This window comes from Streptomyces sp. NPDC041122, from assembly GCF_055592445.1.
On the sequence record NZ_JBVIYQ010000001.1, the window covers coordinates 1,166,486 to 1,188,792 of the forward strand.

A 22,307-nucleotide genomic window follows, 5' to 3' on the forward strand; every position below is an offset into this window, starting at 1 on the left:
GCGGTCCGCTGAGCGCGGCCCCCACCTGTGGACAACACTCCGGAACCCCACGCCGCGCAATACCGCAAATCGGTCATATTTACTCCTAGTCTGACATTGCGCTGGTCCGCCTTGTCCACAGGACTTGCGCACTCGTCTCACTCCGGCTATTGGGAGGACGGCCCACCGCCATGCCCGCAGATCTCGCCGTCATCGGTCTCGGCCACCTCGGCCTGCCCCTCGCCCAGGCCGCCGTCGCACGCGGCATCGCCACCATCGGCTACGACCCCGCCCGCGCCGCCGACCTGGCCGTCGGCCGGCTGCCCTGCGACGGCGCCGAGTCCACCCTCACCGCCGCCGACGTCCGCCGGATGCTCTCGGGGGGCTTCCGGCCGACCGTCAACCCGGCCGAGCTCGGCCGGGTCCGCACCGCCGTCATCTGCGCCCCCACTCCACCGGCCGCGGACCGCTCACTCGACCTCGGCCAGGTGGCCGAGGCCGCCCGGGCCCTGGCCGCGCGCCTGCGCCCGCACACCACCGTGATCCTGGAGTCCCCCGCGTACCCGGGCACCACGGAGGAATTCCTGCGCCCCATCCTCGAATCGGGCTCCGGCCTGCGCGCGGGACGCGACTTCCACCTCGCGTACTCCCCCGGGCGCCTCGACCCGGGCAACCGCGCCCACGGCTACGCGGGCACCCCCAAGGTCATCGGCGGCCTCACCCCGGCCTGCACCGAGTCGGCCGCCGCCTTCTACGGCCGCCTCACCGACAAGGTCGTCCGCGCCCGCGGCCCCCGCGAGGCCGAGACCGTGCACCTCCTGGAGACCAACTACCGGCACGTCAACATGGCCCTGGTCAACGAGATGGCGGTGCTCTGCCACGACATGGGCATCGACCTGTGGGACGTCATCCGCTGCGCCGAGACCAAGCCGTTCGGGTTCCAGGCCTTCCGGCCGGGGCCCGGCGTCGGCGGCCACGGCGTCCCCCTGGACATCCCGGGACCGGCCCGCGGCGCCCGCCCCCTGCGCATGGTCGAGCTGGCCCAGCAGGTCAACGACCGCATGCCGCAGTACGTCATCCAGCGCTCGGCGACCCTCCTCAACGAGCACGGCAAGTCCGCCCGCGGCGCCCGCGTCCTGCTCCTCGGCGTGACCTACAAGCCCGACCTCGCCGACCAACAGGGCGCCCCCGCACAGGAAGTGGCGACCCGTCTCATGGAGCTCGGCGCGGCCGTCAGCTACCACGACCCCTACGTGCCCAACTGGAGCATCCTCGGCCGCCCCGTCCCGCGCGCGGACTCGCTCTACGAAGCGGCGGCCGACGCCGACCTGACGATCCTGCTCCAGCACCACCGCACGTACGACCTGCAAGGTCTCGCGGTCAAGGCCCAGCTGCTCCTGGACACCAGGGGCGCGACTCCGGCAGGCGCCGCCCACCGCCTCTAGGCACGCGCGCGTGCCTGGAGACGGAGAAGGGCCCGGACGCATCGGCGTCCGGGCCCTTCTCCGAGGTCATACGTGCAGCGCGCGCGTCACCGCTTGTGCTGCGAGTCCGCGACCGTCACCTCGACGCGCTGGAACTCCTTGAGCTCGCTGTAGCCCGTCGTCGCCATCGCGCGGCGCAGCGCCCCGAAGAAGTTCATCGAGCCGTCCGGGATGTGCGAGGGACCGGCGAGGATCTCCTCGGTCGTGCCGACCGTGCCGAGGTCGACCTTCTTGCCGCGCGGCACGTCCTCGTGGACGGCCTCCATGCCCCAGTGGTGGCCCTTGCCGGGCGCGTCCGTGGCGCGGGCCAGCGGGGAGCCCACCATCACGGAGTCCGCGCCGCACGCGATGGCCTTGGGCAGGTCGCCGGACCAGCCCACGCCGCCGTCGGCGATGACGTGCACGTACCGGCCGCCGGACTCGTCCATGTAGTCACGGCGGGCGGCCGCGACGTCGGCGACGGCGGTGGCCATCGGCACCTGGATGCCCAGGACGTTGCGCGTGGTGTGCGCGGCGCCGCCGCCGAAGCCGACCAGGACGCCCGCGGCGCCGGTGCGCATCAGGTGCAGGGCCGCGGTGTACGTGGCGCAGCCGCCGACGATGACCGGAACGTCCAGCTCGTAGATGAACTGCTTCAGGTTCAGCGGCTCGGCGGCACCGGAGACGTGCTCGGCGGAGACCGTGGTGCCGCGGATCACGAAGATGTCGACGCCGGCGTCCACGACGGCCTTGGAGAACTCGGCGGTGCGCTGCGGCGAGAGCGCGGCGGCGGTGACGACGCCCGCGTCACGCACCTCCTTGATGCGCTGCCCGATCAGGTCGGCCTTGATGGGGGCCGCGTAGATCTCCTGGAGGCGCCGGGTCGCGGTCTCCGCGTCCAGCTCGGCGATCTCGTCGAGCAGCGGCTGCGGGTCCTCGTACCGCGTCCAGAGGCCCTCCAGGTTCAGGACGCCGAGGCCGCCCAGCTCACCGATGCGGATGGCGGTCTGCGGGGAGACCACCGAGTCCATGGGGGCCGCCAGGAAGGGCAGCTCGAAGCGGTAGGCGTCGATCTGCCACGCGATCGAGACCTCCTTCGGGTCGCGGGTGCGCCGGCTCGGTACGACGGCGATGTCGTCGAAGGCGTACGCGCGGCGGCCGCGCTTGCCGCGCCCGATCTCGATCTCAGTCACGTTGTGGGGCCTTTCCCTCTTGGTCTGCCCGTCCAGTATCCCCGACGCACACGGAAGGGGCGGTCCCGGTGATCCGGGGCCGCCCCTCCACGCTCACGCGTGAGCCGGAGACTGCTCGGTACGGACTACTTGGTACGGCTGTAGTTCGGCGCCTCGACCGTCATCTGGATGTCGTGCGGGTGGCTCTCCTTGAGGCCCGCGGACGTGATCCGGACGAAACGGCCGTTGGCCTGCAGGTCGGGGACGGTGCGCCCGCCGACGTAGAACATCGACTGGCGCAGGCCGCCGACGAGCTGGTGGACGACCGCGGAGAGCGGGCCGCGGTAGGGCACCTGGCCCTCGATGCCCTCGGGCACCAGCTTCTCGTCGGAGGCGACGCCCTCCTGGAAGTAGCGGTCCTTGGAGAAGGACTTCCGCTCGCCGCGGGTCTGCATCGCGCCGAGCGAGCCCATGCCCCGGTAGGACTTGAACTGCTTGCCGTTGATGAACATCAGCTCACCCGGGGACTCCTCGCAGCCGGCGAGCAGCGAGCCCAGCATGACCGTGTCCGCACCGGCGACGAGCGCCTTGGCGATGTCTCCGGAGTACTGCAGGCCGCCGTCGCCGATGACCGGGACACCGGCCTCCTTGGCGGCGAGCGAGGCCTCGTAGATGGCCGTCACCTGCGGCACGCCGATGCCGGCGACGACACGCGTGGTGCAGATGGAGCCGGGACCCACGCCGACCTTGATGCCGTCGACACCGGCGTCGATGAGGGCCTTGGCGCCGTCACGGGTGGCGATGTTGCCGCCGATGACGTCCACCCGCGGGGCGTCGGACTTGATCTTGGCGACCATGTCGCCGACCAGCCGGGAGTGGCCGTGCGCGGTGTCGACGACGATGAAGTCGACGCCCGCGGCGACGAGGGCCTGGGCGCGCTCGAACGCGTCGCCCGCGACCCCCACGGCGGCACCGACCAGGAGGCGGCCCTCCCCGTCCTTCGCGGCGTTCGGGTACTTCTCGGCCTTCACGAAGTCCTTGACCGTGATGAGGCCCTTGAGCACGCCCGCGTCGTCGACCAGCGGAAGCTTCTCGATCTTGTGGCGGCGCAGCAGCTCCATGGCGTCCACGCCGGAGATGCCGACCTTGCCGGTGACCAGCGGCATCGGCGTCATGACCTCGCGCACCTGGCGCGTGCGGTCCGACTCGAAGGCCATGTCGCGGTTGGTGACGATGCCGAGCAGCTTGCCGGCCGCGTCGGTCACCGGGACGCCGCTGATGCGGAACTTGGCGCAGATCGCGTCGGCCTCGGCGAGCGTCGCGTCCGGGTGCACCGTGATCGGGTCGGTGACCATGCCGGACTCGGAGCGCTTCACCAGGTCGACCTGGTTGGCCTGGTCGGCGATGGAGAGGTTGCGGTGCAGCACACCGACGCCGCCCTGCCGCGCCATGGCGATCGCCATACGGGCCTCGGTGACCTTGTCCATCGCGGCGGAGAGCAGCGGGACGTTCACCCGGACGTTCTTGGAGACGAGCGAGGATGTGTCGATCTGGTCGGGCGCCATGTCCGACGCGCCCGGCAGCAGCAGCACGTCGTCGTAGGTCAGCCCGAGTGTCGCGAACTTCTCGGGCACTCCGTCGACGTTTGCAGTCATGACACCTTCCCCAAATGGCCTTGATCGGTGCGGATGTCCATGCTAACGGCAGGCGGAGGTGTCTCATTCCACGAGCAAGATCATCGGAAAGCTTTGTACGTTCACACGTACGCGCCCCGCGCGCTCGCTCCCGGAGCGCTACTGCTCGGCGAGCGCCCGCAGGCGGCTCAGCGCCCGGTGCTGGGCGACCCGCACCGCGCCGGGTGACATGCCCAACATCTGTCCCGTCTCCTCGGCCGTGAGCCCGACCGCGATGCGCAGGAGCAGCAGCTCGCGCTGGTTGTCCGGGAGGTTGGCGAGGAGCTTCTTGGCCCACTCCGCGTCACTGCTGAGCAGCGCGCGCTCCTCCGGGCCGAGCGAGTCGTCGGGTCGCTCGGGCATCTCGTCGGACGGCACGGCGGTGGAGCCGGGATGGCGCATCGCCGCTCGCTGGAGGTCGGCCACCTTGTGCGCCGCGATCGCGAAGACGAAGGCCTCGAAGGGGCGCCCGGTGTCCTTGTAGCGCGGCAGCGCGAGGAGTACGGCGACGCAGACCTCCTGCGCCAGGTCCTCCACGAAGTGCCGTGCGTCACCCGGCAGTCGGGACAGCCGGGTGCGGCAGTAGCGCAGGGCCAGGGGGTGCACATGTGCGAGAAGGTCGTGCGTGGCCTGCTCGTCGCCTTCGACGGCGCGAAGGACGAGGGCACCGATCACCGTCGTCTTGTCATCGCGCATCGGTCCATGGTGCCTTGGAGGCGACTGGTCCGCGGCACCGCGTCCGTAGTTGTGCACTGAAGCGTTATGAGCAGGTGCGCCGGAACTCATCTCCTGCGCCCTCCCCTCCCGCTCGATCGACTCGTCCCCGAGGAACTCCACATCTCAAGGATGCGGCATCGGCGGCGAAACAAGCAGCGGCGGGCGTCGGTCGCCCCGCCCACCACACGGCGGGCGGGGATCGCGGGCCCCCCGCGGCGGCACATTCAGCGGACCAGACCCCAGCGGAAACCGAGCGCCACCGCGTGGGCGCGGTCCGAGGCGCCGAGCTTCTTGAACAGCCGCCTGGCGTGCGTCTTCACGGTGTCCTCGGAGAGGAAGAGCTCGCGCCCGATCTCCGCGTTCGAACGGCCGTGGCTCATACCCTCGAGCACCTGGATCTCACGCGCGGTGAGGGTGGGCGCGGCGCCCATCTCGGCCGAGCGCAGCCTGCGCGGGGCGAGCCGCCACGTCGGGTCGGCGAGCGCCTGCGTGACGGTCGCGCGCAGCTCGGCGCGCGAGGCGTCCTTGTGCAGATAGCCGCGGGCGCCGGCGGCGACCGCGAGCGCGACACCGTCCAGGTCCTCGGCGACGGTGAGCATGATGATGCGCGCACCGGGGTCGGCGGACAGCAGCCGCCGGACGGTCTCGACGCCGCCCAGGCCGGGCATGCGTACGTCCATCAGAATCAGGTCGGAGCGGTCGGCGCCCCAGCGGCGGAGGACTTCCTCGCCGTTGGCCGCTGTCGTCACGCGCTCGACACCGGGCACGGTCGCGACCGCGCGGCGGAGCGCCTCTCGGGCAAGCGGGGAGTCGTCGCAGACGAGGACCGATGTCATGACTGTCCTCCGCGGCTCTCACAGCTGCTGCGCGTCACCTTGAGCCTCCAGGCTGGTACATATTCGTCACCTGTGCGGTTGACGCTCTCGGACACCTGCCCGAGCGCTTGTTCTTTCAACCGCCTCGCACTCTCAACGACGGTCACCCGAAAGAGTTACGGGGCAGTCAGCCACCTTCGGCACTCTACGTGAGGGCCCGGACACAGAGCAGAGCGCGCGGGAGACCCTCAACCTTTCATCACAAGCTATGCCCCATTTAGCGGCTTTTCTTCCCTTTTCCTAGTGTCTGTGGCTAGATTCGCAATGAGTCATATTTTCATCTCCTTAGACAGTAGATGTACGGTCATGGGCACCGTATCCGCGTAGAACGGCACCAAGGGGACCAGCAATGGCAGATTTCTCCCGCCTTCCCGGACCGAACGCAGATCTGTGGGACTGGCAGCTCCTCGCGGCCTGCCGCGGGGTCGACAGCTCGCTCTTCTTCCACCCGGAGGGCGAGCGGGGAGCGGCGCGCAGTGCTCGTGAGAACTCCGCCAAGGAGGTCTGCATGCGGTGCCCGGTGCGCGCGGAGTGCGCCGCTCACGCGCTCGCGGTGCGCGAGCCGTACGGCGTGTGGGGCGGACTGACCGAGGACGAGCGCGAAGAGCTCATGGGGCGGGCGCGCAACCGCCTGGTCACGACCTCGCCGGCCGCGGCGGGCCGGGGCGTCTCGCACGACGCCGTGGCGCACGACACCGTGTCGCACCACGCCGTTTCGCACAGCGCCGTGTCCCACAGCTGAAGGAACGTTTCTTCGAACAAGCGCCCGCGCAGGGCGACGATCAGCGGGCGGCGGCCCGCGCGAGATGGTCCAGCGTGGCGGCGACGGCCGGCACCTGCGCCAGGTCCGGCAGCGTGAGCGCGACGATCTCCCGCCGCACGGCGGGCTCCACCGTCACGGTGCGGGCGCCCATGGGGCGCACCGACTCGATCGCGAGCTCGGGCAGCACCGCAACCCCCAGGCCGGCGCCGACCAGACCGACCACCGCCGGATAGTCGTCGGTCGCGAAATCGATCCGGGGCACGAAGCCCGCGCTCTCGCAGACCTCCACCAGTTGCCTGCGGCAGCGGGGGCAGCCCGCGATCCACGACTCGTCGGCGAACTCCCCGATGGTGACCGACTCCGCGTCGGCGAGCCGGTGCCCCTCGGGTACGAGTCCGACGAGCCGGTCCGCGAGCAGCGGCCGTACGACCAGGTCGCCCCACTCCTCCGGGCCGGCCGCCCCCTCGTACCGGAAGGCCAGCGCGACGTCGCAGTCGCCCTCGCGCAGCATCTCCACCGAGCGCGGCGGCTCGGCCTCCACGAGGGAGACGCGGGTGCCGGGGTGGGCGGCGCGCAGGGCGGCGAGGGCGCAGGGGACGAGGGTGGAGCTGCCGCTGGGGAAGGAGACGAGCCGGACCCGGCCGGCGCGCAGGCCGGCGATGGCGGCCACCTCCTCCTCCGCGGCGGTGAGCCCGGCGAGGATGCCCGAGGCGTGCCGGACCAGGGCCTCGCCGGCCTGGGTGAGCCGCATCTCGCGGCCGGTGCGGATCAGGAGGGGCGTACCGGTCGAGGATTCCAGGGCCTTCATCTGCTGGCTGACGGCGGGCTGGGTGCAACCGAGCTCGCGGGCGGCGGCGGAGAAGGAGCCGGTGGCGGCCACGGCGCGCAGCACACGGAGATGTCGGGCCTCGATCATGGTTCGAGCATAAGCGATGCTTGGGCGCGGTGTGAAATATTGCCGGGCAGCTTTGAGGGGGGCTCGCCTAGCCTGCTCGTCATGGAGCTTCTTTCGGTAAACGCGGGCCGCCGCACGGCCGTCGACTACACCTCGTCCCCCACCGGCCGCACCGCCATCGGCAAGCAGCTGGTGCGCGGGCCCGTCCTGGTGACCGCGCCGGGCGCGCGGGGCATCGGCGGCAGCGGCCTGGCCGGGGACGAGATCGGGGACCTGCGCCACCACGGCGGCACCGACCAGGCGGTGTACGCCTATGCCCGGGAGGACCTCGACGCCTGGGAGCGGACCCTTGGACGGCCGCTGCCCAGCGGCACGTTCGGCGAGAACCTCACGACGTCCGGGGTCGACGTGAACGGCGCGCGGATCGGCGAGCGCTGGCGGATCGGCTCCGACCTGGTGCTCGAGGTGACGAGCGGGCGCATTCCCTGCCGTACGTTCCAGGGTCACCTCGGCGAGACGGGGTGGGTGAAGCGGTTCACCGCGGAGCGGGCCCCCGGCGCGTATCTGCGAGTGATCGAGGCGGGTGAGATCCGGGCCGGGGACGCGATCACGGTCGTGCACCGGCCGGAGCACGAGGTGACCGTCGCCCTCCAGTTCCGCGCCGTCACGACCGAGACGTCGCTGCTGCCGCGGCTGCTGGCGGCGGGCGACGCCCTGCACCCCGAGACGGCCGAGCGCGCCCGCGCATACGTGGCGCGGCAGGCCGCGCAGGATCTCGTGGGGTGAGGCCGCCGCCGTCCGGCGCCCGGCGGCCCTGGTCGGTGAGCCCGGCCGCCGTCACTAGCCTTGGTCCATGACTACGGCTCTGATTACGGGATCAACCGCCGGCATCGGCGCCGCCTTCGCGCGGCGCCTCGCCGGTGACGGCCACAACCTCGTCCTGGTGGCGCGCGACACCAAGCGGCTGCGGGAGCAGGCGACCGAACTGCACGACCGGCACGGCATCGAGGCGGAGGTGCTGACCGCCGACCTCGCGACGGACGCGGGCATCGAGGCGGTCGAGAAGCGCCTGTCGAACCGCAGGGACCCGGTGGACCTGCTGATCAACAACGCGGGGTTCGGCAACAAGGGCCGCTACCTCGAGGTCCCGATGGCCGACGAGCTGACCATGCTCAAGGTGCACTGCGAGGCGGTGCTACGGCTGACGTCGGCGGCGGCGGATTCGATGCGGGAGCGGGGCCGGGGCGGGGTGGTGAACGTCGCGTCGGTGGCGGCGTTCGTGCCGCGCGGGACGTACGGCGCCTCGAAGGCGTGGGTCGTGCAGTTCACCCAGGGCGCGGCGAAGGACCTGGCGGGTTCCGGGGTGCGGATGATGGCGCTGTGCCCCGGTTTCGTGCGGACCGAGTTCCACGAGCGCGCCGGCATGGGCACGTCGAACATCCCGGACTGGATGTGGCTCGACGCGGACAAGCTGGTCGCGGCGGCGCTGGCCGACTTGGCGCGGGGCCGGAGCGTGTCCATTCCCGACCCGCGCTACAAGGCCCTGATGGGCGTGGTGAAGCTGACTCCGCGTGCGCTGCTGGGTGGGGTGACGTCCCGTACGGGCCGCAAGTACGGGCCCCAGTAGGCGGGGGCCTTGGGGGGGGGCGGGGTTGCGTCTGCCGGGTACGCCCCCGCGGCCGGGTGCGGGTCGCCTTCGGCTGGTCGCGCAGTTCCCCGCGCCCCTGAGACGACTTCGGTGAGCGCCCCTTGAGGGGCGCGGGGAACTGCGCGAGGACGGACCGCGACCCGCAGCCGGGCAACGGGAGCGCGACCCGGCAGACGCAGCCCCGAAAAGGCCTGAGGCCCGGCTCCCTGTGCAGGGAACCGGGCCTCAGGCAACTCAGGTCAGTGCGAGTGACCGTGGCCGTGGCCGTGACCGGCCTCCGCCTCTTCCTCGGCCGGCTTCTCGACGACCAGGGTCTCGGTCGTGAGGAGCAGCGACGCGATGGACGCGGCGTTCTCCAGCGCGGAGCGGGTCACCTTGACCGGGTCGATGACGCCGGCCTTGACCAGGTCGCCGTACTCGCCGGTCGCGGCGTTGAAGCCGAAGCCCTTGTCGAGCTCGGCGACCTTCGAGGTGATGACGTAGCCCTCGAGGCCGGCGTTCTCGGCGATCCAGCGCAGCGGCTCGACGGCGGCGCGGCGGACGACGGCGACACCGGTGGCCTCGTCGCCCTCCTTGCCGAGCGAGTCGCCGAGCACCTTGGCGGCGTGCACCAGGGCGGAGCCACCACCGGAGACGATGCCCTCCTCGACCGCGGCGCGGGTCGCGGAGATGGCGTCCTCCAGACGGTGCTTCTTCTCCTTCAGCTCCACCTCGGTGGCGGCGCCGACCTTGATGACGCACACGCCGCCGGCCAGCTTCGCGAGGCGCTCCTGGAGCTTCTCGCGGTCCCAGTCGGAGTCCGTGGCCTCGATCTCGGCCTTGATCTGGGCGACGCGGCCCTCGACCTCGGCCTTGTTGCCGCCACCGTCGACGATCGTGGTGTCGTCCTTGGTGATGGTGACGCGGCGGGCGGTGCCGAGCACGTCGAGACCGACCTGGTCGATCTTGAGGCCGACCTCTTCGGCGATGACGGTGCCGCCGGTGAGGGTGGCGATGTCACCGAGCATGGCCTTGCGGCGGTCGCCGAAGCCGGGGGCCTTCACCGCGACGGCGTTGAAGGTGCCGCGGATCTTGTTCACGACCAGGGTCGACAGGGCCTCGCCCTCGACGTCCTCGGCGATGATCAGGAGCGGCTTCGAGGCGTTGGCCTGGATGACCTTCTCGAGCAGCGGCAGGAGGTCCTGGATGGAGGAGATCTTGCCCTGGTGGATCAGGATGTACGGGTCGTCGAGGACGGCCTCCATACGCTCCTGGTCGGAGACCATGTACGGCGACAGGTAACCCTTGTCGAAGGCCATTCCCTCGGTGAAGTCGAGCTCCAGGCCGAAGGTGTTGGACTCCTCGACGGTGATGACACCGTCCTTGCCGACCTTGTCCATCGCCTCGGCGATGAGCTCGCCGACCTGCGGGTCCTGGGCCGACAGACCGGCGACGGCCGCGATGTCGGCCTTGTCGTCGATCGGGCGGGCGGTGGCGAGCAGCTCCTGGGAGACGGCCGCGACGGCGGCGTCGATGCCCTTCTTCAGGGCGGCCGGGGAGGCGCCGGCGGCGACGTTGCGCAGGCCTTCCTTGACCAGGGCCTGGGCGAGCACGGTGGCGGTGGTGGTGCCGTCACCCGCGATGTCGTTGGTCTTGGTCGCCACCTCCTTCACCAGCTGGGCGCCGAGGTTCTCGTACGGGTCGTCGACCTCGACCTCACGGGCGATGGTGACGCCGTCGTTGGTGATGGTCGGGGCGCCGAACTTCTTGTCGATGACGACGTTGCGGCCACGGGGGCCGATCGTCACCTTGACGGTGTCGGCAAGCTTGTTGACGCCGCGCTCAAGGGCGCGACGGGCGTCCTCGTCGAACTTCAAAATCTTCGCCATGGGAGCGATTCAGCCCTCTCGAAAACTCAGGGGGATCCGGGGGGAACCCCCGGAATGTTCAGCAACGAACTGCGCCCCTCGCCGCCCGGCAGAGAGCGGGGTGACCAGGGGCGCAGCTCGGAAAAGCAAATGCCGGGTGAATTACTTCTCGACGATCGCGAGCACGTCGCGAGCCGAGAGGACGAGGTACTCGTCGCCGTTGTACTTCACCTCGGTGCCGCCGTACTTGCTGTACAGCACGACATCGCCGACCTTCACGTCGAGCGGCAGGCGCTCGCCGTTCTCGAAGCGGCCCGGGCCCACGGCGAGGACGGCGCCCTCCTGGGGCTTCTCCTTCGCGGTGTCCGGAATGACCAGGCCGGAGGCCGTGGTCTGCTCGGCATCGAGCGGCTGGACCACAATGCGGTCCTCGAGCGGCTTGATGGCAACCTTGGAGCTGGCGGTCGTCACGATCCGGTCTCCCCCTTCGGAGATCTCACGGGGTCAAGAGTCTGAGGTGTGGCGACCAGGTGGATCCGTCGTCGCGGGTGCCGGACCTGCCCGTCGCTGTTGGCACTCTCCAGTGGGGAGTGCCAGAAGTGAGACTAGGACGGGGATTAGCACTCGGTCAAGCGGAGTGCCAGTCGACTGCGTCGGCTTCAGCGGTTGCCGGTGCCCCTGGGCGGGGCGGGCCGGTCTTTTCCCCTGTCGGGGCAACGGTTCTCGGGAGGCCTCGGTTCCCTGTCGGCGATTTCCGGGGGCCGTGTTTCCTGTGGGCCCGCACCGGGGGCTGTGCCCACCCGTTCCTCCCCCAGTGCCTCAAGGGCCTGGGGGGACCCCCATGGGAACGCCTGCCCACAGCGGGGAGCACCTGCGGGCGCCGTGGAGCGAGGGGTACCGGGGTCTCCGGCCGGGCCCGGCTTCGGGGTGAGGGTGGGGCCGGGCCTGTGCGGCGGGACCTTCTGGGCCGCCTTTCTGCCCAGGCGTTCGATCGGGTCCACCGATTCCGCGCAGCCCGAGAGGAGTGCGGGCGCGAGCAGGCCGCACAGGAGGGCTCCGGCGAGGAGACGGCGGCGGCGCGCCCGCGCCCGGGGGTTCACAGGTAGTCCTCCAGCCTGGCCACCGCGTAGCCCCGGTCCGTGACCGTCTTCATGACCCGGCGGACCATGTCGGGCATGGTGCCCTTCCAGTCCTCACGCCCCCGGAAGTGCGTGAGGATGATGTCGCCGGGGTGCAGGTCCTTGTCCCACTCGCGCCACTCCATGTGGTCGCTGAAGGCCTCCGACGCCCACAGTGGCACCGCCTTGGCGCCGCAGGACTTGGCGGCGCGCAGGGTGTCCCGGTTGTAGTTGCCGTACGGCGGCCGGAAGAGCTCGGGCCGCTTGCCGTAGTGCTTCTGGATGACGTCCTGCATGCCGCAGATCTCGTGGCGCTGGTCCTCGTACGAGAGTCCGGGCAGGTAGCGGTGGTGCAGGGTGTGGTTGTTCAGGGTGACGCCGCGGTCCTGCATCTTCTTGAAGTAGCCGTAGTCCTCCTTGACCAGGTAGTCGCTGAGGAACGCGGTGTACGGCAGGTGCAGCTCGCCCATCATCTTCAGCAGCTGCGGGTCCTTCTCCGCGCCGTCGTCGATGGTCAGGAAGACGACCTTGTCCTTGGTGGGGATCGTGGTGAAGACCGGCGGCAGGCTCGCCTGGCCCTTCACCTCGAAGCCCTTGCGGGTGGTGAGCCGCGGCTTGGTGCGGGGCGGCGGGGGCGCGGGGAGCGGGACCTTCGCCAGGCCCCAGCGCTTGGTCGCCGCGACGCGGGCGGCCTGGATCGCGCCGAGCTTCTGGGCGTAGGAGTCGAGGGCGCGGGCGGGCGGGGCCTTGAGCGGCTGCTGGCCGTGGGCGCCGTGCGCACCGTCGGAGTCACCTCCGGCGCAGCCCGACGCGATCGCCGAGGCGGCCAGGACGGCCACCGCGACCCGCATCTGATTCTTCCGTCTTCTGGCGTATTTTCCTTTTTGTCGTACTAGTTGCATGGCGCCGGATCCTCGCAGCTCATGGTCGTTCTCGGGGGCCGACACCGCCGCCGGCCGCGCACCATCCACCGACTGGCCCACAATGGGGCGGGTGAACGACCCGAACACGCCGAGCGGCGACCCGACCGACCTCGGCGATCCCCTCGCCGCCTTCGCCGCCCTGCGCACCGCCGAGGGGCTGGCCCTCCTGGCGGAGGTGCGGGACGTCGAACCCGCGCAGGAGCTCGCCGCCGCCACCCGGCTGCGCCGTACGCACCCCGCGCCCCTGGTCTCGGCCGCCCTCGCCCAGGCGCGGCTGCGGCGGCGGGCCGCGGCGAAGTTCGGCGCCGCCGACGCCGCCCGGATGTTCTTCACGCCGAACGGCGTCGAGCAGTCCACCCGCTCCTCCGTCGCCACGCACCGCGCCGCGCGCTTCCAGGCCCTCGGCGTCCGCTCGCTCGCCGACCTGTGCTGCGGCATCGGCGGCGACGCGATCGCCCTCGCACGGGCCGGGATCTCCGTGCTCGCCGTCGACCACTCCCCGCTGACCTGCGCCGTCGCCCGCGCCAACGCCCAGGCGCTGGGGCTCGACGAGCTGATCGAGGTCCGCGAGGCCGACGTCACCGAGGTGGACACCTCCGCGTACGACGCGGTGTTCGTGGACCCGGCGCGGCGCTCGTCGGGGCGCGGCCGCATCTTCGACCCGGAGGCGTACTCACCGCCCCTGTCCTGGGCGGTGGAGACGGCGCTCAAGGCCCCGCACGCCGCCCTGAAGATCGCCCCGGGCATCCCCCACGAGGCGATCCCCGCCGCGGCCGGCGCCGAGTGGATCTCGGACGGCGGCGACGTGAAGGAGGCCGTGCTGTGGTTCGGCACCGGCACCCCGGCCTCGCACCGCGCGACGCTCCTGCCCGGCGGCGCCACCCTGTGGTCGGCGCTCGACACGATGCTGCCCGACCCCGAGGTGCGTCCGGTCGGGCGCTATCTGTACGAGCCGGACGGCGCCGTCATCCGTGCCCACCTGGTCGCCGAGGTCACGGCCCGGGTCGACGGCGGGCTGATCGACGAGACCATCGCGTACGTCACCTCCGACGCCCGGCACGACACCCCGTACGCCACCGCCTACGAGATCACCGACCAGCTGCCGTTCAACGTGAAGAAGCTGAAGGCGCTGCTGCGCGAGCGCGGCGTCGGGATCCTCACCGTGAAGAAGCGCGGCTCCGCCGTCGAGCCGGAGGAGCTGCGGCGCAAGGTGAAGCCGCAGGGCAAGAACGCCGCGACGGTCTTCCTGACCCGGGTGGCGGGCGCCCCCACCATGCTGATCGGGCACCCGGCCCCCGACGTCCGGGGCTGACCGGGCCGGTCACAGCCGGCAGGACGCCGCCCGCGCGAGCAGCAGCTCCCGCTCCCGTTCGTTGCCCGCCAGCGCCGCCGCCCGCTCGAACTCCGCGCAGGCCTCGGCCGCCCTGCCGAGCCGTTCGAGCAGGTCACCGCGGACGCTGGGCAGCAGGTGGTAGTCGCGCAGGGCTCCTTCCGCGGTGAGCGCGTCGACCAGCGAGAGGCCCGGCTCCGGGCCCTGGGCCATCGAGACGGCGACCGCGCGGTTCAGCTCGACGACCGGGGACGGGCTGCGGGCGGCGAGCAGGCCGTACAGGACGGCGATCTGCTGCCAGTCGGTCTCCTCGTACGTGGGGGCCTGCGCGTGGCAGGCGGCGATGGCGGCCTGCAGCGCGTACGGGCCGAGGGACCTGGAGGAGTCGGCCGTGCTCCGGGCCCGCGCGAGGGCCGCGTACCCGCGGCCGATCAGCATCCGGTTCCAGCGGGCCCGGCTCTGCTCCTTCAGCAGCACCGCCTCGCCGGACGGGCCGGTGCGCGCCGCCGCGCGCGAGGCCTGCAGTTCGAGGAGCGCGGCCAGACCGTGCGTCTCGGACTCCTCGGGCATCAGGCCGGTGAGCACCCGGGCGAGGCGCAGGCCCTCCTCGCACAACGCCGGGCGCAGCCAGTCGTCGCCCGCCGAGGCGGCGTACCCCTCGTTGAAGATCAGGTAGATGACTTCGAGGACCGAGCCGAGGCGGGCGGCGCGCTCCGGGCCGCTGGGGACCTCGAAGGGGATGTCCTTGGCGGCGAGGATGCGTTTGGCGCGCACGATGCGCTGCGCCACGGCCGGCTCGGCGGCGAGCACGGCACGGGCGATCTCCGCGGTGGTCAGCCCGCCGAGCAGGCGCAGGGTCAGCGCCACCCGGGCCGCGGCGGAGAGCAGCGGGTGGCAGGCGGTGAAGACGAGGCGGAGCAGGTCGTCGTCGATGGCGTCGGGGTCGGCCGGCTCGTCCACCTGGGTCTGCAGGGTCTCCAGGTCGCGGCCGACCTCCGCCAGCTTCTGCGCGTAGCGCTCGCGGCGGCGCACCAGGTCGACGGCCCGGTGCTTGGCGGTGGCCATGAGCCAGGCGCCCGGGTTCTCCGGGACGCCCTGCTCGGGCCAGCGTTCGAGGGCCGCCACCAGGGCGTCCTGCGCGAGCTCCTCGGCGATGCCGACGTCTCGTACGATCCGGGTCACCCCGGCGATGATGCGGGGCGACTCCATGCGGAAAACGGTCTCGCAGATGTGGCGGGGCTGGCGCTCCGGGGACGTGCGACGGGGGTGCTCCGGCGGATGGCTCACGGCCACCCATCAGAACACCCCCGCGCACCGGCCGCAAAGGCTGGGAGCCGTCCCCCGACCGGTTCCGGCGACCGCCGCGGGCCGTCCCGGAGGGGCTAGCCCTCCTCGATCTCCCGGACCTCCGCGGTGATCGTCCAGTAGTCCTCGTGGGTCCTCAGGAACCGCTTGGTCCACTCGACCGCCTCGGCCATGTCCTTGGCCTGGCAGATCGAGTAGCCACCGATGACCTCCTTGGTCTCGGTGAACGGGCCGTCGGTCACGGACATCTCGCCCTTGTCCCAGGTCACCCGGGCGCCTTCGGAGGTCGGCCGCAGGCCCGCGGTGTCGAGCATCACCCCGGCCCTGGTGATCTCGTCGAGCAGCGCGCCCATGCGCTCCTGCAGCTCGGGGCTCGGGCCGCCCTCGGGGGCGTTGTTCTCGTCGATGCGGATCATCGTCAGATAGCGCGGCATGGTGGTCTCCCATCGGGTGGTGGCGGGGCTTCTGCCCGCCTCTCACCCCTGCGTCGAACGGGAGACGCCCGTTTCGACATCGTCGCCGGGATTCCTCGAAATTTCTTCCGGACCGGGGCCTTCGGGCCCGCCGCCCGTGCCAGGCTCGCCCGCATGCCCTTCGACCACAACGACCACTACCACCGGCTCCTGCTGCGGAGCCTGCCGCCGGGGGGCCGCACCGCCCTCGACATCGGCTGCGGTACCGGCCGTTTCGCCCGCCGGCTCGCGGGGCGCGGTTATCGGGTCGACGCGCTCGACCCGTCGGCGGAGGTCATCGCCGCGGCCGAGGCGGCCGGCGGCGGGCCCCGGTTCCGGCGGGCGGACGTGACCGCCGAGGAGCTGCCCGCGGGCCACTACGACGCCGTCACCTGTCTGGCGAGCCTGCACCACATGCCGTTCGGCACCGTCACCCGGCTGCGCGACGCCCTCGCCCCCGGCGGCACGCTGCTCGTCCTCGGCTGCCACGCCGGGATCACGGCGTGGGACGTGGTGGCCTCGCCCGCCAACGCGGTGGCCCGGGCGGCGGTGTACGCGGGCGAGCGCCTGCGCGGCGCGCCCCCGCCCCCGCTCAGGGCGCCCGTGCGGGAGCCGGACATGACGCTGCCGCAGATCCGTGCTGCGGCGGCGCGCCTGCTGCCGGGCAGCCGGGTGCGCCGACTGCTGTTCTGGCGCTACCTGCTGACGTACCGCAAGCCGGCGGCGAGGCCCTAGGACCGCTCGACCGACTCGAAGCGCCAGCGGTGCACGGCGCGCGTCACCAACTCCGCCGCGGGCTCCGGGAGTTCGGGGAGCTCGTCGGTGAGTTCCGCGTCCCACCAGGTGATGACGAGCACCCGGTCCTGCGGTGCCCGGAAGGTCTCGCGGCGGACGGGGGTGCCGTCGAGCCGCTGGGACCGGGCCCACGCGAGCAGTTCGCCGCCGCGCCCCTGTGCCGCCCGCGCCTCCCACATCAGCGCGACCGTCATGAGTACAGGTTCTCCTTGCTGACCTCGTGCACGTGGTCGTGGTCATGGCCGTGACCGTGCGCGTGCCCCGGCACGTGCGGCTCCGTCACCGGCAGCGAGGAGTCCGCCGACAGGTCCCAGGCCGAGGCCGCCCGGTTGCGGGCCACCATCTCGGCGCCGAGGGCCGCGACCATCGCGCCGTTGTCCGTGCAGAGCTTGGGACGCGGCACGCGCAGCCGGATGCCGGCCTTCTCGCACCGCTCCTGCGCCAGCGCCCGCAGCCGCGAGTTGGCGGCCACGCCACCGCCGATCATGAGGTGGTCGACGCCCTCGTCCTTGCAGGCCCGCACGGCCTTGCGGGTCAGCACGTCGACGACCGCCTCCTGGAAGGACGCCGACACGTCCCGTACCGGCACCTCCTCGCCCGCGGCCCGCTTCGCCTCGATCCAGCGGGCGACGGACGTCTTCAGACCCGAGAAGGAGAAGTCGTACGCCGCGTCGCGCGGTCCGGTGAGCCCGCGCGGGAAGGCGATGGCCTCCGGGTCGCCCTCGCGCGCGTAGCGGTCGATGACGGGGCCGCCGGGGAAGCCGAGGTTCAGCACCCGCGCGATCTTGTCGAAGGCCTCGCCCGCGGCGTCGTCGATGGTCGAGCCGAGCGGCCGCACGTCCGAGGTGATGTCGGAGGAGAGCAGCAGCGAGGAGTGGCCGCCGGAGACGAGCAGCGCCATCGTCGGCTCGGGCAGCGGCCCGTGCTCCAACTGGTCGACGCAGATGTGCGAGGCGAGGTGGTTGACGCCGTAGAGCGGCTTGCCGAGCGCGTACGCGTACGCCTTGGCCGCCGACACACCGACGAGCAGGGCGCCCGCGAGGCCGGGCCCCGCGGTCACCGCGATGCCGTCGAGGTCCTTCGCGCTCACGCCCGCGTCCTTCAGGGCGCGTTCGATGGTCGGCACCATCGCCTCGAGGTGCGCGCGGGAGGCGACCTCGGGCACGACACCGCCGAAGCGCGCGTGTTCGTCGACGCTGGAGGCGACGGCGTCGGCGAGCAGGGTGGTGCCGCGGACGATGCCGACGCCGGTCTCGTCGCAGGAGGTCTCGATGCCGAGGACGAGGGGTTCGTCGCGCAGGTCAGCCATGAATCTCGGTTCCTTGTACGCCGGATACGGAGGTGGAGGGATCGGTGCGGCGCATGACCAGGGCGTCCACGTTGCCGGGCTGGTAGTAGCCGCGCCGGAAGCCGATGGGCTCGAAGCCGAAGCGCTCGTACAGCTTCTGCGCCCGGGTGTTGTCGACCCGCACTTCCAGCATGACCTCGGCGCACTCGAAGGCGGTCGCGGCCTGCAGCAGGTCGGTGAGGAGCCGGGCGCCGAGCCCGGTGCCCCAGTGGTCGCGGGCGACGGCGATGGTCTGGACGTCGGCCAGGTCCCCGGACGCGGCGAGCCCCGCGTACCCGACGAGCCGGTCGCCGTCCACGGCCACCACATAGCGCCGGGTGGCGAGCGGTCCGCGCGCGTGGGCCAGCTCCGACCAGAACATCCCGCGCGACCAGGCGTCGTCCGGGAAGAGCTCCTTCTCCAGGGCGAACACCGCCTCGATGTCCCACCAGCGCATCTCGCGGAGCACGGCGGCCCCGGTCGCCTCGGTCAGCCGGGTCACTTGGGGGTGACCACCTTGTAGTTCTTCGGCACCTGCGCGTCAGGCCTGCGCAGATAGAGCGGCCGGGGCTCCAGGAGCGCCTCGCCCGCCGCCAGCCGCTCGGCGGCCAGGGACGCGAGCGCGCCGGCCGAGACGTGCTCGGGCGCGCGGGCGTCGGGGAAGGTGTCGGGGTAGAGCAGCGCGCCCGCGCCGACCGCGGGCAGACCCGCGACCTCGGCGGCGATGTCGGCGGGCCGGTCGACCGCGGCTTCACCCGTACGGGTGCGCACGTCGTCGTAGCGCGCCCAGTACACCTCCTTGCGGCGGGCGTCGGTGGCCACCACGAAGGGGCCCTCCTCGATGCCCGAGGCGTACGCGAGGCCGTCCAGCGTGCACACGCCGTGCACCGGGACGCCGAGGGCGAGGCCGAAGGTGTCCGCGGTCATCAGGCCGACGCGCAGTCCGGTGTAGGGGCCGGGGCCCACCCCGGCGACGATGCCGGTCACGGCGTCGAGCCGGAGGCCCGCGTCGGCGAGCACCCGGTCGACGGCAGGCAGCAGCAGTTCTCCGTGCCGCCGGGCGTCGACCTGACTCGACTCCGCGATGACGGAGGAGCCGTCGTGGAGGGCGACGGTGACGGCGGGCGTTGCGGTATCCAGAGCGAGCAAGAGCACGCGAACAGCCTACGGCTCCGGCGCGCGCCGCACGGCCGGTCGCGGCTGCCGCGGCACGGGGTGCGGCTGCTGCTAACGTCACTCCGTAGCCGTACGCAGTACGAAAAGGTGGGTGGCGAAGGTGTCAAGGAGCAGCTCGGGATTCGTGGCCGGGCTCACCGCGGCTGCGCTCGCCGCGGTCGGCTTCCTCGCCTACCAGGCGTCGGCCAGCGCGCCGGACGACCTGGGCAAGCACCCCGGCAAGCCCTCCCCGTCGGCCGCCGCGCCGCGCTCCCCCAAGGAGAAGGCCGACCCGAAGAAGGTGCCCGCGCGCTCCGGGGAGGGGCAGCGGGTCGTGTACTCGGTCGGTGAGGACCGCGTCTGGCTGGTCGAGGCGAACGGGAAGCTGCTGACGACGTACGAGGTCACGCCGGGCACGGTCGACCCGGCGCCGGGGACCTACACCGTCACCTCGCGCACCGGCTCCGTCACCGGCACGGACGGCGCCGCGATCGAGCACGTCGTGCGGTTCACGATGGTCGACGGGACCTCGATCGGCTTCAGCGCGCAGGTCAACGGCTCGACACCGAAGCCGGACCCGGCGAAGAAGACCGGCGGCATCCGCGAGTCGCGGGAGAACGGCGACGCGATGTGGGAGTTCGCGACGCGCGACCGGAAGGTCGTCGTCATCCCCTGAGCGCGCAGGCCCCCGCCGGGGCCCGCTCCGCCGCTCCGGGTCTCAGCGGGACGACCGCCGCTCCCCGGCCGTGCTGTCCCCGGCGGACGGGGCGCAGGGCGGCGTCGAGACCGCCGTGGCCGCCGCGCAGGACGCCAGCAGATCGCTCATCGACAGCTGCGACGGCTCCGGTGCGCCCGAGGGCCCCGGCAGCCGGGGCGACCGCGGCTGTACGTCACGTTCTGAAGCCGGCATGGATGCCTCCTGGGCGCTCCGGGGGCAGACGTGGTTAGGTAGACCTAACCAGTGCTGGCATCCATGTGACCACGCGCGACGCGCGCGACGCAACATTTTGCCGACGAGTTGTCGGAACGTTCGGGCGAACGTACGAGGGCGGGCCGCCGCACCGCCCGCATGCGCCCGTACGCCCGCCTCAGGCCGCCAGCGACGCCAGGTCCGCGTCCGCCCACCGATGCCCGAGCCCGGTGACGGTCACCTCGCGCACCTCGTCCGTGGTGTCGCCGGTCGCCCGGTCGATGACGACGTGCAGCCGGTCCTCGGAGAGCTCCTCGACCTTGCCGTCGCCCCACTCCACGACGATCACCGACTCCGGCAGGGAGACGTCGAGGTCGAGGTCCTCCATCTCGTCGAGCCCGCCGCCCAGGCGGTAGGCGTCGACGTGCACCAGCGCGGGTCCGGCGCCGAGCGGCGGGTGCACGCGGGCGATGACGAAGGTCGGGGAGGTGACGGCGCCGCGCACGCCGAGGCCCTCGCCCAGGCCGCGGGTGAGCGTCGTCTTGCCGGCGCCGAGCTCGCCGGTGAGCATGACGAGGTCGCCGGGGCGCAGGATCTTGGCCAGCCGACGGCCCAACTCGCCCATCTGTGCGGGTGAGTTGACCGTGATCTTCAGTGCGGCGGCGGGTGCCTGGTGGTGCGGTGCTTCCATGACGACCACGGTAGCGGCTGCGCGCCGCCGCCCGGTCCCTTACCGTCGGCCGCCGGCGCCGCCCGCGCGGCCGGCCGCCGGGACCGCGCCCGCCCGCACCAGCAGGTCCGCGAGACGGTCCATGACCACCTCCGGGTGCTCCAGCATGACCATGTGCCCGGCGTCCGGGACCAGGACCAGCTCCGCGTCGGGCAGCCGCTGGGCGATCGCCTCGCTGTGCTCGCTCGGCGTGACCAGGTCCTTGTCCCCGGCCAGTACGAGCACCGGCAGGTCGGCGAAGTGCTTGAGCGCCTCCGCCTTGTCGTGCTCGGCGAACGCCGGGTAGAACTCCGCGACCACGTCGATCGGCGTCGACTCGATCATCCGCTCCGCGAACCGGGCGATGGCCGGGTCCACGTCCTTGCGCGAGAACGAGTACCGCTTGATGACACCGGCGAAGAGGTCAGCGGTGGCCCGCCGCCCCTTCTCCACCAGCTCCGCCTGCGAGCCGAGCGCCCGCAGCACGCCGGGCAGCACCCGCCGCACCGCGTTCATGCCCGCCACCGGGAGCCCGAAGTTCACCTCACCGAGCTGCCCCGACGAGGTCCCCACGAGCGCCACACCCACCACCCGCTCGCGGATCAGCTCCGGGAACTGGTCGGCCAGCGCCATGGTCGTCATGCCGCCCATCGAGTGCCCGACGAGGACCAGCGGCCCCTCGGGCGCGGCCGCGTCGATGACGGCCTTCAGGTCGCGGCCGAGCTGGTCGATGGAGACCGGCGCCCCGCTCTCCAGCTGTTCGACGCCGCGCCCCGAGCGGGCGTGGCTGCGCTGGTCCCAGTAGACCGCGCGCACGACACCGCGCAGGGCCGCCCGCTGGAAGTGCCAGGAGTCCTGGCTCAGGCAGTAGCCGTGGCTGAAGACGACGGTGACCGGCGCGGGCGCCCGGCGGCCGAAGAGACGGCGCCGCCGCGCGGCCTGGTCGCTGTCGGCCTCGACCTCCTCGACCTCGTAGGAGAGCTCCGTGCCGTCGTCCGCGTACGCCGTGCCGGGCATGCCGCGCAGCGAGCCGTACGGCCCCGAGGCGTCCAGCGCGAGCCGGGCCTTCTTGCGCATGCCGCGGCCCACCGTGAGCCGCTCTATGGCGACGCCGGCCGCCGCGCCCGCGGCGATCACGCCTATCGCGGCGCCCGCCACCCCGGCCCGGCGCCAGCTCCCCGCCGCGGCGGCGACGTCCGTCACCGCTTCCGCCGCGGCCGCCCCCGTGCTGCTCTCGCTCACGTGCCGCTC

24 protein-coding genes are annotated in these 22,307 nt (G+C 72.3%); 7 read left to right on the forward strand and 17 right to left on the reverse strand.

All coding sequences use genetic code 11. The features are described from left to right. Positions 1 to 170 precede the first annotated feature (170 nt). Positions 171 to 1,424 (forward strand): nucleotide sugar dehydrogenase, encoded by a 1,254-nt coding sequence (locus ACZ6B8_RS05040; RefSeq protein WP_471084646.1) that lies wholly within the window; start codon positions 171 to 173, stop codon positions 1,422 to 1,424. Between the two features lie 86 nt (positions 1,425 to 1,510). On the opposite strand, the gene ACZ6B8_RS05045 is transcribed toward ACZ6B8_RS05040, so the two are convergent. From ACZ6B8_RS05045 to ACZ6B8_RS05060, 4 genes are all read right to left on the reverse strand, one after another. Next, complete coding sequence (locus tag ACZ6B8_RS05045) at positions 1,511 to 2,635, reverse strand: GuaB3 family IMP dehydrogenase-related protein (protein ID WP_471084643.1); 1,125 nt, start codon at positions 2,633 to 2,635, stop codon at positions 1,511 to 1,513. A gap of 125 nt (positions 2,636 to 2,760) precedes the next feature. Beyond that, the gene (gene guaB, locus ACZ6B8_RS05050; RefSeq protein WP_471084640.1) at positions 2,761 to 4,269 is read right to left on the reverse strand and encodes an IMP dehydrogenase; all 1,509 of its coding nucleotides are present in this window, start codon (positions 4,267 to 4,269) and stop codon (positions 2,761 to 2,763) included. 138 nt (positions 4,270 to 4,407) lie between these two features. Further along, a complete protein-coding gene (locus ACZ6B8_RS05055; protein WP_055563244.1) occupies positions 4,408 to 4,983 on the reverse strand; it encodes a sigma-70 family RNA polymerase sigma factor in 576 nt (191 codons plus the stop codon). A gap of 245 nt (positions 4,984 to 5,228) precedes the next feature. Beyond that, the gene (locus tag ACZ6B8_RS05060) at positions 5,229 to 5,840 is read right to left on the reverse strand and encodes a response regulator transcription factor (protein ID WP_003948568.1); all 612 of its coding nucleotides are present in this window, start codon (positions 5,838 to 5,840) and stop codon (positions 5,229 to 5,231) included. 388 nt (positions 5,841 to 6,228) lie between these two features. On the opposite strand from ACZ6B8_RS05060, the gene ACZ6B8_RS05065 reads away from it, so the two are divergent. Continuing rightward, positions 6,229 to 6,621 (forward strand): WhiB family transcriptional regulator, encoded by a 393-nt coding sequence (locus tag ACZ6B8_RS05065; RefSeq protein WP_471084637.1) that lies wholly within the window; start codon positions 6,229 to 6,231, stop codon positions 6,619 to 6,621. Between the two features lie 40 nt (positions 6,622 to 6,661). Here the strand turns inward: ACZ6B8_RS05065 and ACZ6B8_RS05070 are convergent, their stop codons facing one another. Then, complete coding sequence (locus ACZ6B8_RS05070; RefSeq protein ID WP_471084634.1) at positions 6,662 to 7,558, reverse strand: LysR family transcriptional regulator; 897 nt, start codon at positions 7,556 to 7,558, stop codon at positions 6,662 to 6,664. Between the two features lie 81 nt (positions 7,559 to 7,639). On the opposite strand from ACZ6B8_RS05070, the gene ACZ6B8_RS05075 reads away from it, so the two are divergent. Together ACZ6B8_RS05075 and ACZ6B8_RS05080 are read left to right on the forward strand one after the other, a co-directional pair. Further along, positions 7,640 to 8,323, forward strand: a complete 684-nt coding sequence (locus tag ACZ6B8_RS05075; protein ID WP_471606319.1) for an MOSC domain-containing protein — start codon at positions 7,640 to 7,642, stop codon at positions 8,321 to 8,323. A gap of 67 nt (positions 8,324 to 8,390) precedes the next feature. Then, on the forward strand, positions 8,391 to 9,164 hold the full coding sequence (locus ACZ6B8_RS05080; protein ID WP_471084628.1) for an SDR family NAD(P)-dependent oxidoreductase: 774 nt from the start codon (positions 8,391 to 8,393) through the stop codon (positions 9,162 to 9,164). 260 nt (positions 9,165 to 9,424) lie between these two features. Here the strand turns inward: ACZ6B8_RS05080 and groL are convergent, their stop codons facing one another. The 3 genes from groL to ACZ6B8_RS05095 all read right to left on the reverse strand — a co-directional run bounded on the left by groL (position 9,425) and on the right by ACZ6B8_RS05095 (position 13,001). After that, a complete protein-coding gene (gene groL, locus ACZ6B8_RS05085; protein WP_471084625.1) occupies positions 9,425 to 11,053 on the reverse strand; it encodes a chaperonin GroEL in 1,629 nt (542 codons plus the stop codon). 141 nt (positions 11,054 to 11,194) lie between these two features. Next, positions 11,195 to 11,503, reverse strand: coding sequence for a co-chaperone GroES (gene groES / locus ACZ6B8_RS05090; protein WP_006347174.1), 309 nt, complete (start codon positions 11,501 to 11,503; stop codon positions 11,195 to 11,197). Between the two features lie 625 nt (positions 11,504 to 12,128). Next, on the reverse strand, positions 12,129 to 13,001 hold the full coding sequence (locus ACZ6B8_RS05095) for a polysaccharide deacetylase family protein (RefSeq protein ID WP_471084622.1): 873 nt from the start codon (positions 12,999 to 13,001) through the stop codon (positions 12,129 to 12,131). 133 nt (positions 13,002 to 13,134) lie between these two features. Here ACZ6B8_RS05095 and ACZ6B8_RS05100 point away from each other — a divergent pair, with 133 nt between their 5' ends. Beyond that, positions 13,135 to 14,385 (forward strand): class I SAM-dependent methyltransferase, encoded by a 1,251-nt coding sequence (locus ACZ6B8_RS05100; protein ID WP_471606473.1) that lies wholly within the window; start codon positions 13,135 to 13,137, stop codon positions 14,383 to 14,385. A gap of 9 nt (positions 14,386 to 14,394) precedes the next feature. Here ACZ6B8_RS05100 and ACZ6B8_RS05105 read toward each other — a convergent pair whose 3' ends face one another. Then, a complete protein-coding gene (locus ACZ6B8_RS05105; RefSeq protein WP_471084619.1) occupies positions 14,395 to 15,612 on the reverse strand; it encodes an RNA polymerase sigma factor in 1,218 nt (405 codons plus the stop codon). Between the two features lie 173 nt (positions 15,613 to 15,785). Then, positions 15,786 to 16,142 carry a YciI family protein gene (locus ACZ6B8_RS05110; RefSeq protein ID WP_471606320.1) on the reverse strand — a complete coding sequence of 119 codons (357 nt, stop codon included), beginning with the start codon at positions 16,140 to 16,142 and terminating at the stop codon, positions 15,786 to 15,788. 153 nt (positions 16,143 to 16,295) lie between these two features. Between ACZ6B8_RS05110 and ACZ6B8_RS05115 the strand changes: the two genes are divergently transcribed. After that, positions 16,296 to 16,895 (forward strand): class I SAM-dependent methyltransferase, encoded by a 600-nt coding sequence (locus tag ACZ6B8_RS05115; protein WP_471084613.1) that lies wholly within the window; start codon positions 16,296 to 16,298, stop codon positions 16,893 to 16,895. Here the strand turns inward: ACZ6B8_RS05115 and ACZ6B8_RS05120 are convergent. The 4 genes from ACZ6B8_RS05120 to tsaB are packed head-to-tail and all read right to left on the reverse strand — an operon-like array spanning position 16,892 to position 19,437. Further along, positions 16,892 to 17,149 (reverse strand): hypothetical protein, encoded by a 258-nt coding sequence (locus ACZ6B8_RS05120; RefSeq protein ID WP_471084610.1) that lies wholly within the window; start codon positions 17,147 to 17,149, stop codon positions 16,892 to 16,894. The genes ACZ6B8_RS05115 and ACZ6B8_RS05120 overlap by 4 nt on opposite strands. Further along, positions 17,146 to 18,264 (reverse strand): tRNA (adenosine(37)-N6)-threonylcarbamoyltransferase complex transferase subunit TsaD, encoded by a 1,119-nt coding sequence (tsaD, locus tag ACZ6B8_RS05125; protein ID WP_471606321.1) that lies wholly within the window; start codon positions 18,262 to 18,264, stop codon positions 17,146 to 17,148. The genes ACZ6B8_RS05120 and tsaD overlap by 4 nt, the downstream gene beginning before the upstream one ends. Continuing rightward, complete coding sequence (gene rimI, locus ACZ6B8_RS05130) at positions 18,257 to 18,739, reverse strand: ribosomal protein S18-alanine N-acetyltransferase (RefSeq protein WP_355804231.1); 483 nt, start codon at positions 18,737 to 18,739, stop codon at positions 18,257 to 18,259. Before rimI ends, tsaD begins: the two co-directional genes overlap by 8 nt. Before the next feature lie 41 nt (positions 18,740 to 18,780). After that, complete coding sequence (tsaB, locus tag ACZ6B8_RS05135) at positions 18,781 to 19,437, reverse strand: tRNA (adenosine(37)-N6)-threonylcarbamoyltransferase complex dimerization subunit type 1 TsaB (RefSeq protein ID WP_471084604.1); 657 nt, start codon at positions 19,435 to 19,437, stop codon at positions 18,781 to 18,783. Positions 19,438 to 19,558: 121 nt separating this feature from the next. On the opposite strand from tsaB, the gene ACZ6B8_RS05140 reads away from it, so the two are divergent. Further along, the gene (locus ACZ6B8_RS05140) at positions 19,559 to 20,113 is read left to right on the forward strand and encodes a hypothetical protein (RefSeq protein WP_471606322.1); all 555 of its coding nucleotides are present in this window, start codon (positions 19,559 to 19,561) and stop codon (positions 20,111 to 20,113) included. Positions 20,114 to 20,155: 42 nt separating this feature from the next. Here ACZ6B8_RS05140 and ACZ6B8_RS05145 read toward each other — a convergent pair whose 3' ends face one another. The 3 genes from ACZ6B8_RS05145 to ACZ6B8_RS05155 form a co-directional block, all read right to left on the reverse strand. Beyond that, positions 20,156 to 20,347, reverse strand: a complete 192-nt coding sequence (locus ACZ6B8_RS05145) for a hypothetical protein (protein ID WP_471084598.1) — start codon at positions 20,345 to 20,347, stop codon at positions 20,156 to 20,158. Between the two features lie 178 nt (positions 20,348 to 20,525). Continuing rightward, the gene (gene tsaE / locus ACZ6B8_RS05150) at positions 20,526 to 21,038 is read right to left on the reverse strand and encodes a tRNA (adenosine(37)-N6)-threonylcarbamoyltransferase complex ATPase subunit type 1 TsaE (RefSeq protein WP_471084595.1); all 513 of its coding nucleotides are present in this window, start codon (positions 21,036 to 21,038) and stop codon (positions 20,526 to 20,528) included. 39 nt (positions 21,039 to 21,077) lie between these two features. Then, positions 21,078 to 22,298, reverse strand: a complete 1,221-nt coding sequence (locus tag ACZ6B8_RS05155) for an alpha/beta fold hydrolase (protein WP_471606323.1) — start codon at positions 22,296 to 22,298, stop codon at positions 21,078 to 21,080. Positions 22,299 to 22,307 lie beyond the last annotated feature (9 nt).